The following is an 11,084-nucleotide window of genomic DNA, read 5'->3' as shown; positions in this document are numbered from 1 at the left end:
CCCGCCCTTCTCGGCGGAGCCACACGGGTGGGGAATTTCGATGAGCGTCAGTGGGGAATTTCAGCGAGCGCGGTCAAGGTCACCGGTTTCAGCGAAACCTTTCACCACCAGCCCAGTCACGCCGACGGTTTCGCGGATCGCAGGCTCACCGGCGGCGCCCCGGCGTCTCACTTCCTCTCAGGCGGCGAACGTTTGCAAGCGCTTTCGGCAGGCGTCCGCTTCCGGGCAGGACCAGTCGGCGATCAACCAGCTGTATTCCGAATGTGCACACCAATACGGGGTTTCGCAAGAAACGCTGCGCGCTGTCGTAGCGGAAGACTTGAACCGCCACCGCAGCGCGTACGTGGCCAAGCGAAAATCCTCCAAGCGCGCGGCCGAGGTCAGTCGCCCTCGCCCGCGAACCGGCAGCCTTCATCCGGAGGTAGACGCTGTGAACACCGAGGGCGTCGTCGACCTCATCGTGAACATCGATGCAAGCCAAGACGATCCGGACGAAGTCAGAGCCTCGGTGCAGGACTTCATCCCAAACGATGCCGGACGCTACGGCTATCTCGCATGGCGCTACTCCGCGGCGCACCGCCGCATGTACCCGGGCTTGTCGTCAAGAACAGCTCATCACAGCCTCGCGGTCATGGCGCACGTAGTCGACACTGAAAAACAGCTCGTCGACCACATCATCCTCGCCCATGGTCCCGTTCTTGAACAGCCGGGCCTGGCAAAGCGTGTGCTCGAAGCTAAATTTAGCGACCTCACCGACGTCGACGACATCGGACGCTCAGCAGCCGATGAGCGGCGCCGCGTGCGGGCCCGGACTGACTTTCTGCAACTTGCTCTCGTTCTCGCCATCGCGAGCCCGGACTGCGACCAGCGCCTGTGGGACATCCTCGACAGGATTCGGCCGCCAGCACCAAACCAACTCGTGGAGACAAGCGCAGCGCTGGAGTTCGCCATTGCGCGGCTCAACGAGCTCATCGCGGACGTCGAAACGCTTTTGACCGCCGACGAAGCACCGCTCAGCCAATTCCTCCGCCAAGCGCATACAGAACTGGTCGCCCTGCACGCGGGACGGTATGACTTCCTTCGGCAATTCCGAGACATCGCCTCCACCGTGAAGACTCCACGCCGGACGGACTACGGACTGCCCTTCGCGGTGCTGCCCCGCGGTGAGCAGCTGCGAAGGTTTCTCGACGGCGTGCGGTCCTCTGGGCGCTATCGCGGCCGCCAGGTCGACGAACAGCGGGTCACGGTCTTGGAGGACATCGAGAAGCACTTCGGCGCCGACCGGTGCGAGTGGCATGAACGGGCCGCCTCGTCCAGCGGTTTCGACAACCACTATGTGGTCTTGAGTATCAAGTCCGCCAACGATTCTGGGGATCATGCTGTCGCGATCAGTCCGCTGGCCGGCGAACATGCCACCTATGTCGTGCGCAGCGACTGCGCGCAGGCGAGCTGGATGACTGTCTTAGCACAGTCGAAGCCCGATGCGCGTGAGCTAGGTGCACTCACATTTCACTTCACCGGTACCGATCCGTATAGCCTGATGTGCGCCAAGGTGGTCGAAGCCCTGGAGTGTCCGCCGCAGGAATTTCTGAAACGGACTGCCGCAGCGCGGAATTCCCGCCAGGAACGCCAGTCCTGAGGACTGCGTATCGATGGTCTACTGTCGCGCCGGAGTTATTCTCGGCTGCGTCAACCCGGATAGCGACAGGATGCGTCACGGATCGGGCATACACAGGAACCGGGCAAGGCTGTTGACATCCACGCTCACCGTACGTGTCTTCCGGGTCGTCACGGGGGACACCTACCGTCACTACATGGCGCTGGGTGAGCCGCTGACGTGTGCGCAGTTACGAGCCACTGTTCAGAAGCGTTCTGCTGGGCGGGGCGGGGCTGGTCAATCCAGGTCGACGGACACCCGGAAGGTCTCTTGCCGGATGACGCTCAGCGCCGCTCGGGCGTCTTCGAGGTAGCGGTAGGCGGTGGCTCGGCCGGCGAACCGGGGGCGTCCGGGTATACAAGTGCAGCCGACCTGGGGCCAGTGTGGATCGACACGATCCGCGGCGAATAGGCCACGGTGACGCTCTTTCGGGGAGATCGCGGGGAGGGTGTGCATGGCCACAACGCCTGTTGTCGTGGGAAGCATGGCGTAGGCGACCTCTGCGACCGCCCACGGTCTAAGCCGGTCGTGGTGCTGCAGAGCCGCATCGAGCTCGGCGTGCAAGATCAGCAGCACTGTTCCGATCGGCATACCGCCGGTGAACTCGTCATCCTCGTCAAGTCCATCGGCAAGCCAGGCGTCGTCGAAAAGCTCGGCGAAAGCGGCCGCGACGGGGCCGTATAGGTGAAGCACGTCCGCGACCGGTTGCTCACCGAGGCGCAGCACAAGGAAGTCGACGTATCCGGCGATGACGTTAGGTGCGTTCCCGCGTGCGTCGAGCGGTGAGAGGTGAATTTCTCCTCGCCAGTCCAGGCAGCTCGTCACTGTGGCGGACCAGGTGTCTTGACTCTCGTAATGCATTCTCGGGACGCCGAATTCGACGGCTCCGGTGTGCCCGTCGTGTCGTAGCTGGCGGACGTAACTACCGATATCCACTGCCGTCATTGCAAATCTCCGTCTCGCCCGTGGCGGGTTCGCGGGCTCACCAGTACTCGGGGAGTCGCTGCATATATGCCTGTGCGTTCTGCTGCAGAGTGATACGGGCCGATGCTGCACCGGCTTCGTTGTCCCACGTGCTGATCCGCTCCTCGAACCACGAGCGCCAGTCCACGTCTTCGCCGCCGGCTGCCAGGGCTGCCCGGTAGGAGGCCGTGAGCTTGTCTCGCTGCATGACAAAGGTGGAGAGGGACTGGCGCGCCAGGGCGTCGTTGCGAGCGTCGAGGCTGGAGATCTGGTCCAGGGCGTCGACCACAGACGGCGCCATGGAGGTTCGGGTGGACACCGGGAGAAGTTCAGTGAGCTTTGTCAACTCGGCGTGCTGCACGAGCGTGAGTCTGCGGTGCTCTGCCAGCGCACGACGTGCCTCATCGAACCAACTGTCCGCAGCTGCCCGCCAGCCAGGTGAGCATCCGGGTTCCCAGGCGGCACGGGGCCGCTCATTGATGGCGGCTACAACAAGTGGATGCACGCTCATGGGGTCCGGGCCAGACAGCGGACTCATCGTCACAACCAACTCGCGCCAGTGCGGAACAAGCAGTCCGTCGCGTGCATTCTGCAAGACTCGTTGCAGCACTTCAATGTAGAGCAGTTGGTAGAGCAGCTGGCCGGCCTGCTCGCCGTGGTTCGGGGATGCCTGGGTCATGGTGATCCGTACCTCCGGTGCTGGGCAATAGGTTGGCGGGCCAATGCGTTTCGTCATGTGACGGTTCGGCGGGTTTCGCGTCCTACGTAGGTGGAGCGCTGCGGTGGGGGCCGAGGTAGTAGTCGTCGTAGTGGCGATCGAGGTACTGAAACAGTTCCGCGATTTCACCGCTGTCGAGGGCTACGCGCAACGCCACCTCGATGCCGGGCCAGATCGCGCTGAGCCCGATTGTCTCGCCGACAACCTGCTGGAGCTCGTCGTGGAAGGCCGCGAACGCACGCAGGCACAGATCGGAGTCGCTGCGCCAAGTCCAGGCCAGCAGACGACCCACGGTGTCGCCGGCATGCCACAGCCGGGCCTCGCGCCATTCGTAGGCGCCGGCCGATGCAGCCTCGCTCGCGGCGAAGGAGGCAATGAGCGCATGGCGCAGACCCGGATCGTCAAGAATGGGCGCCGTGGCCGGCACCAGGTGCGCCACCACGGTTGACCCTTTGACGATGTGCGTGGTGAGCCCATTCTCCGCCTCACCGACGAGAGTGCTGAACGCGTTGCGTGCGTCGGTGATCGAACGCATCCGACTGGGCCTGATATTCACCATGTCGCCATCGTAGCAGTTCCGCTAATTACAGCGCCAGATTACACGCCAGAACCAGCGCCGATAACATCCGTTATGGTTAACTAAGGGCGCGGGTATCCGGGCGCTGCCGCCTGCGCCCGCCCGATGCGTCCGTCGTTGTAGCGACCGCGCGTTCGGGGCCGTCAGCAAATGATTGTCGATCGCGATGCGACACTGAGCGAGAGCGGCCGCGTGAAGGACCGAAAAGTCTTCAAATCCGAGCCTGACGGCATTCCTCCCGCGGGGCAATTACGTCACTGTGACGGTTCCCGAGTCTCTAAACCTGTTGTGCACCAACGCTTCCGCTCCACTCATGGATAATCTCTATTATCCATGAAAAATGTCGCCGTTTTCATCTGATGAATCAATCGGCCGATGCCGCCCGCCGGTGCGACCGTCGCTTCTGTTCACCGAATGTTGCTGTTGACCAAGGCTATTCGGGTTGATTGCGGGGCGCGAAGAGCGGGTGGGTCGTAGGACCAGGTCCGCGGGGGAAATTCGCACGTTCATCGCCGAGGCACACCGTAGCGGCGGCTCCCCAGTGACAGTGCCCCGCTGCCGGGTGAACGGTTGCCGATTCGTCACCGTGACGGTTCTAGCGGTCCCAATAATGTTGTGCGCCAACTCATTCCGCTTGCTTTATGGATAGTGTGCATTATCCATGAAGACTGACTCGCCACTTCCATCAGAAGAATCAGCCAGTGTCCCCCACCTCTCAGGCTCACAGAATGGCTCGCGCCACCGAATCGATTGCGTGGGCGATGGCGACGACGGACGGACGCCGCCATCGCGGCCGTCGCTGGCGGCCACACGAGCACGGGCGGCAGTAGCATCCTTGCCAACGGCCCACCCACCCAACAAAAGTATGCGTGGTTTCGCCTCGATCGGCTAAGTCCGCTAGTACGTAGTCGATACGTCACCGTGACGGTTTACCGGTCCTAATTTTGCTGCACCACAGGCTATTCCACCCCGTACACGGATAATCACTATGATCCATGAACAACTATCCGTGTTTCACAGGCGGATCAGCGCCCTTCTTCCGGTCGTGTCGCGGCGAGCGCAATCGCTTCCCGAAAGGGCAGGACGAACAGGCGGTCGCCAGCCATAGTGTCGTGATCTGGACTGCGCTGGCTGCCTCGTCGTCGAACGTGAGAAGAGCCCGGTTCGGCGTAGCGGCGGCTCGCGCCGGTCGATGTGCGTCATGTGGTGCGACGCCAGCGAGTGCTCCTCGCGCGACATGATGCCCGTGAGGCGGTGGTCGCTGAGGACGACGGGCGCTTGCCCTGTCGGCCGTTGCATGGTTGAACTCATCGATCGCGTCATCGTTCACGTAGATCGCTGGACCGGTGGCGAATTCGTGCGGGAATGATCGAGTGCAGCTGCGAGGAACGCGGGATGTCGTGCCCGCTGGCGCTTCCTCGTCCCGGCAGGTCACAGGACCGCACCACGGCGAGCCCGTGTTTGCCGACTCGGTTCGCTCGCCTAAGAAACTAGCTAACGGTCGTCGGCGCCGCCTGGGCGAGCAGGGCGCGGACATGGCCGTAGTGTGGGAGGTTCTCTGCCGCCTGGTCGGGCGCCATCGCGAGACCGGTGGCGTCGGCGAGGATGAAGTGCTCGCAGCCAGCATCTGCGTATGGGCGCAGACGCGCAGAGACCTCTTCGGCGTTGCCGGCGAAGACGAGTTTCTCCCAGAGCTCGAACGGGATGCGGGGCGCGAGATCACGGAGCATCGACGCGTCGAATTGGTGTGGGAGCGCGTCGGCAAAGCCCTGGGCGCTTGGCCCTGTCGGATGCGCCAGACCGTGACGCTGCCACGCTGCCGCCGGAAGGAACAGCGCGGCCAGCTTCGCCGCCGGGAATTCGTCCAATGCCGCTGCGATCGATTCTCGGGAGTGTCCCAGGAAGACGAGCGGACCGAATGCGCAGGTTGGGCGTGGTCGGCCGGCTTCTGCTGCCACGGTGAGCACGTGCTCGCGGTCCAGCGCGTACTGCTCCGGAGTCACGCCTGATGTGATCCAGCCGTCGGCAAGCCGGCCGGTGATCCTACGCATTCGCGGGCCGTGCGCGGCCGCCCAAACCTGCGGCCGCCCTATCCCAGATTCAAGCGGAAGACCGATCCGTCCGACGCCGTTCGGCATGCGGCCGGTGTCGAGAAGGCACCGGATCTCGGTCAATCGCTGCTCGAAGATGCTCACGCGACGCTTGAACTCGTAGCCGAACGGCTCGAGGTTAAGCCGGATGCCGGCGCCGACGCCGAGGATGAAGCCAGGCGGGTGCGCGTGATGCACGGTTAGCAGCGCTCGCGCGAGATCGGCCGACCCTCTGCGAGTGATGTCGATGACCGCGCTGCCCATCGGAAGCGACGTCCTGCCCGCAATCGCCGTTGCCGTGCAGAAGGGGTCGAGAAATGCGTCGGGATCGGCAAGTACTGCCGAGGCCGGAAGGTCGTTCCACACGTCCGGATGTGACAGGCCGAGCAAATGGTCGATCACCCAAACGCTGTCCATGCCGATCTGCTCGTAGACGGCGGCCGCTTGGGCGTTGATCTCGAGGTTCACCATCGACCAAGCGGTGAGGCCGGTCTTCACTTGCCGCGTCGTTTCACCGACTACCATTGGTTCCTCCCTGCGGAGACTGGTTCGAGAAATTCGAAGATCGAGTATTCAAAGCTGAACCGCCCGCGGATATCCGCGCTGGGAACTCATTGAGGTGGTTCAGCTCAGCGGATCGTGTGGTTCGGCAGCATGGACTTACCGGGATGCTTCGTGAACCGCATCAGGACGTTTTTTCACGGCGATCGCCATGGCGTCATATTGCCGGACGAACTTGATCACTTCCCAGATGGCGCGAACGATCAGCAGTGCCAGTGGCAGTGTGAGGATCGCAATGATGTAACGCATCGGTTCGGCCATCGACGTGTTGAGCTGTAGGAAGGCAAGCGGCATCGCAATGCCCCAAGCGCACATGTGGCCAGCGGTCGGGGCCAGCAAGAGCACTGCGCGCCACTTGCCGTGTACGCGTGGCTCCAAGACGTAGAGGAAGAGTCCGATCGACAGGATCGCTGTCGCATTCAGCCAGGACCAGTAGAGAGGAAAGCCGAAGATCTCGAACGGTTGGTTGCCGTAATAGACGTGCACTCCGGTCGACGTGCCCGGAACTTCCATGATGAAGTCGGCGGCGGCGATGATCCCGAAGACTGCGAAGAGGCGCTTCATTGTTATTCCAGCGGCTATGAGCCGATACGCGAAGTAGCCTCCGCCCCCAACGAAAGATGAGTAGGCGAACGGGATCAGCAGCGGGACCTCGACGCCGTATGCGGTGTAAAGCGTGAGTGGCACGTTAGTTGGCCACCAGAGATGGCCGACCAAGTCGCCCATCGGCTCCACGAAGGAGCAGATGAACGCGCCTCCGGCCCACATGATCACGGGGACGCTGTCGCGGTACCTCGCAAAGCGGTAGCCTCCATAGGCGAGAAAAAGCAGTCCCAGAACGATGACCCAGGCGGTGAACAGCCATCCCGCTGTTTCTCCGACGCGGAGGTCGTCTGGCACCGGCTGAATGAAAGCGGCCGATAGCGTCATCTCGTGCTCTTCCTGTTTGTAACGATTGACGTTGTTTATGTTTGAGGTGCTGTCGCAGCCGGGGCAGTCTCGGCGACTGCGCGGGCTTTTGGCAAGCTTCGGCGATGCGATGTGCCGCTGTTGCCTGTGGCTCCGCACAGCGTGCGTGTCACGAGGATCTTCTGATATTGCTGATCGAACGTTCGATGCTCGACGTTAGCAGGCCCCACCATCTCTGGCAATAAGCTGGGTGTAGGTCCGCGCCAACTGCATGAAATTCCACAGTTGGTCGAAAGTGTTACTGGCCACGCACAACCGCGCAAGGGGCGCCAGCGGCAAGCCGGACTCGGTTCGCTGCCCGGCGTGGCACGGAACTGGCCTCAGCGTTACCCCCTTGCTGGACGCCGGGTGGAGTACCGGATTGGTCGTCCGGCCGAATCCGCGCATCGGCTTGCTGGGTATGCCAGCTCTTGGTGGGCGGCGTTCGGCCATGATCTTTGTGCGAATTGTGGAAGTCGCGCGGTCGGCAAAATTCAGAAGAGTGGACAAGTCGGTGAGACTACTCAGGGCCAGCCGGGCCGTCTGCTAGAAAATCTGCCCGGTGACCGTTACCTGGGTTCGGAAGAAGGTGCAGCCACAGTCAACCTCGCTTCGTAACGATCGCTTAGACCGGGCTGAATTTGGAGATGAGCCAGCGATCGTCGATTCTGTCCATGGTTACCCGGACGCTGGACTGAAGGTCGGTGGGTGCAGTCGTTCCCACCGTCGTGGTCTGATTCACGAACACCAGCACCACCGCGTGGCCCGGAGTTGCCGACACCGAGGCCGCCGCCGCAACGCTGGCTGTCGCTGAAATGTGTTGCTGTTTCGCACCGGGAATCACCACATCTTGAATCAGCTTCGTGTACTCGCCTCTGAAGTCGCCGGTCAATCGGTCTCGCACGCCCATGAGGTCCTGCTCGACGGTGTCAGGCCGGTAGGACAACAGCGCCACGGTAGCGTCCTTGGCGGCCTGGACGGATTCGATGCGCGCGCGGTCGGAGAGGCGCATCGACGCGTCCTGCCACTTGAAGAACGCGGCGGCCATCGCCAGTAGCAACGCCACCGCCGGCAGCATCCCGAAAACCAGCACACGAGACCAGTTGATCTGGCGCTTGCCCTTGACAGGCCCACCCGTGTCGGAGTCGTGGCCTATTTCGGCATCGTCTGCGGGGGTGCGTGGCGACCCCGTGCCGCCACCGGTGCTGTCGGACGCGGTTCCGCCCGGAACCTGCTCGGTCGTCTCCTCGGGGGTTTTCGCCTCCTGATGCTCGTTCCTAGTATCGGTTACGGTATTGGGCTTGACCGGCATAGCAGCTGGTTTCCTTTCTGCGTTGGCGGGTCGATTGTTGTGCGCTGCGCAGTTGCGGCTGGGTCATGGCACGAACGCGACGTTGGAGAGCTTCACCTCGTCGTCGCCGACCTTTTGCACCGAGATTCGCATCCGCCAGGAGCGCGGCTGCGGCTCGGGCGCATTGGGCATCGCGGTCTTGACCGACATGGCGACAAGCACCTGAGCCTCATCGTCGGACAACGATTCCAACCCGGCTTCGGTGACTGTGCCCACCGACTTGGACTGCACCTTTTTGACCACGTCGACGAAGGGCTGCGACCGCGCTGCGAAGTCGTCGTGGAAGGTACCCGTCGCCGAGTCCAGAATGCGCTGGACGTCGGCGTCGGCCTGTTGCCAGTCGATGGTCGTCAGGTTCAATGCACCCTGGCGCGCGACCTGAACAAACAGCTCACGCTGTTTCTCGGTCTGATAGGACTCGTTTGCCCGAAAGCCGAGCCATCCGGCCAGCCCTCCCAGCGCGACGACCATGACCACAGCGACGAGGGCGGCCCGCCGCAGCTGTGACATCGGCTGTCTGGCCAGCACCGCGGCTGGTGGCTCGTCTTCGTATCCCGTCGCGGCGTCGTCTTCCTCGCCGTCTACGGGGGCGGAGTCGCCGGCGTCGGGTGTGGCTGCTGAGACATCTTCGGCCTTCGGCTCGGCGATTCTCCCGTTCCGCGATTGTGGTGAACCGTTGTCGGTGTGGTCGGGCGATGTCGGCAACGTGTGTGTCTCCTCTGTGGTGTTCAGTTCCCCGGCGGAGGGGTCAGCATGTCTTGCCATGCCCGCTCCTCACCGGCGCCGGGCGCCAGGTTCTGGTGGGTGTGCACACGCCCGTCCGGCCCGACATATGTACCGGTCGCGGGGTCGTACTCCGCTGGGTAAAGCGGCAGCGGCGGCGCACCAGGTGGTGGCGGTGCAGGCAGTGGTGGCGACACCCCCGGCGGTGGTGGCGCTCCCTCCTCACCCGCGACCACGGGGATGTCTTGCCCGGACAACGTCGCATTCGGATCGCCCTTCCAGTTCCAGCCTTCGTTGAGTGGCTGGTAGACCTCGTCGCTCTCACACAGCTGCGCCGTTGGGGCGCGCTTGTCCGGCTTGGTGGCGCACGGGTAGTTCTTCGCGCCGCGCGCATTTAATGCGCTGTCTTGGGGTGTCCGGCAGAACAGGTTGCCCGTGGGACGATCCGGGTAGTCCTCGAACGCCGCCGCCCGCTGCTGCTGTACCGGCAGGTACCCGGTCGTGCAGGGCTTCGCGATATTGAGGGTCAGATTGAAGTCCAGGTAGGCGCCGTTGTAGTCCTGCTTGGTGTTGAGGTTGGCCACCTGCGGGGCTTGGATGATTTTCGCGGTTTGCGGAATCAGCACCAGGATGCCCTCGAGGTTGTCTCGGTAGGCGACCAACACCTCATTGGTGCTGACCAGATTGGCGAGCACGATCGGCAGCGTCGGTCGGAGCCGGTCGAATAGCGCGCGCGCCTCTTCAGCGGCCGGGGCAGCGTCCTGCAGCAGGCTTTGCACGGCGGCGTCGTTGTTTTGCAGCTGCGTCGTGATGGTCGCCAGGTTGGCCGCCCACGCCTGGATCGAATCCGACGACTCCGTCTGACTGTCCAGTACCGGCTTCGCTTCTTCGATCAGGGCGATCTGCGCGTCCAAAGTCCTGCGGGCGTCGGCCGCCAGTTTGGTTGTTCCGTCCACCAACCGGGACAGTTCGGGCCCCAGCCCCCCGACGGCGATATACGCCTCGTCGACGACCGTGTTGAGGTCCTCGCGCGGGATCGCGTTCAGGCCGCGATTGGTGGCCTCCAGCAGCGAGGCAATGCCCGGCGGCACATGCGTGCGGTCTTGGGGGATCAGGTCGCCGTTCTTCAGTGGCGGGCCTTGCCCGCTTTGCGGCAATAGCTGGACGAACTGCTCGCCGATCGCCGACACGCTGTGGACCTCGGCTCTCAGATCGGCGGGGATCTGGATGTCCGAGTCCAGCGCCAGCACCGCCTCCACGCCGGTGTCGGTCAGCCGAACGGCGTCCACCCGGCCGACTTCGTAGCCGCGGTAGGCGACGTTGCCGCCCTCATACAGCCCACCGTCTTCTGGCAGCTGGATGGTGACCCTGTAGCGATCAATGCCGAAGAAGTGGGTCGGAACCCTCATGTAGGCGAAGAACACGTAGGTGATCGCGGCCAAGGCGACGGTCACGAAAACCACGAACTGGATTCTGGTTTGCCTCGTCAGACGCAT

General features: G+C 63.2%; 9 protein-coding genes. 1 reads left to right on the top strand and 8 read right to left on the bottom strand.

Annotation, left to right across the window (positions count from 1 at the left end):
- Positions 1 to 430 precede the first annotated feature (430 nt).
- The gene (locus tag AU187_RS25790) at positions 431 to 1,639 is read left to right on the top strand and encodes a hypothetical protein (protein ID WP_059166803.1); all 1,209 of its coding nucleotides are present in this window, start codon (positions 431 to 433) and stop codon (positions 1,637 to 1,639) included.
- A gap of 255 nt (positions 1,640 to 1,894) precedes the next feature.
- Here the strand turns inward: AU187_RS25790 and AU187_RS12725 are convergent, their stop codons facing one another.
- The 8 genes from AU187_RS12725 to AU187_RS12690 form a co-directional block, all read right to left on the bottom strand.
- The gene (locus tag AU187_RS12725) at positions 1,895 to 2,602 is read right to left on the bottom strand and encodes a hypothetical protein (RefSeq protein ID WP_156442351.1); all 708 of its coding nucleotides are present in this window, start codon (positions 2,600 to 2,602) and stop codon (positions 1,895 to 1,897) included.
- 37 nt (positions 2,603 to 2,639) lie between these two features.
- Positions 2,640 to 3,299, bottom strand: coding sequence for a hypothetical protein (locus tag AU187_RS12720; protein WP_059166801.1), 660 nt, complete (start codon positions 3,297 to 3,299; stop codon positions 2,640 to 2,642).
- Positions 3,300 to 3,381: 82 nt separating this feature from the next.
- Complete coding sequence (locus tag AU187_RS12715) at positions 3,382 to 3,873, bottom strand: hypothetical protein (RefSeq protein WP_059166800.1); 492 nt, start codon at positions 3,871 to 3,873, stop codon at positions 3,382 to 3,384.
- Positions 3,874 to 5,405: 1,532 nt separating this feature from the next.
- Positions 5,406 to 6,530, bottom strand: a complete 1,125-nt coding sequence (locus AU187_RS12710) for an LLM class flavin-dependent oxidoreductase (protein WP_059101087.1) — start codon at positions 6,528 to 6,530, stop codon at positions 5,406 to 5,408.
- Between the two features lie 135 nt (positions 6,531 to 6,665).
- Positions 6,666 to 7,496, bottom strand: a complete 831-nt coding sequence (locus AU187_RS12705; protein WP_059101088.1) for a hypothetical protein — start codon at positions 7,494 to 7,496, stop codon at positions 6,666 to 6,668.
- 643 nt (positions 7,497 to 8,139) lie between these two features.
- Positions 8,140 to 8,826, bottom strand: a complete 687-nt coding sequence (locus tag AU187_RS12700) for an Rv1363c family protein (RefSeq protein ID WP_059101089.1) — start codon at positions 8,824 to 8,826, stop codon at positions 8,140 to 8,142.
- 63 nt (positions 8,827 to 8,889) lie between these two features.
- On the bottom strand, positions 8,890 to 9,630 hold the full coding sequence (locus AU187_RS12695; RefSeq protein WP_059101090.1) for an Rv1363c family protein: 741 nt from the start codon (positions 9,628 to 9,630) through the stop codon (positions 8,890 to 8,892).
- Entirely contained in the window at positions 9,594 to 11,084 is a 1,491-nt protein-coding gene (locus AU187_RS12690) for an MCE family protein (protein ID WP_059101091.1), read from the bottom strand. The genes AU187_RS12695 and AU187_RS12690 overlap by 37 nt, the downstream gene beginning before the upstream one ends.

The sequence above is a fragment of the Mycobacterium sp. IS-1556 genome, from assembly GCF_001499985.1.
Classification (GTDB): domain Bacteria; phylum Actinomycetota; class Actinomycetes; order Mycobacteriales; family Mycobacteriaceae; genus Mycobacterium.
The sequence above is the reverse complement of the archived record's forward strand: the minus strand, read 5'-3'. Positions and strand labels throughout refer to the sequence as shown.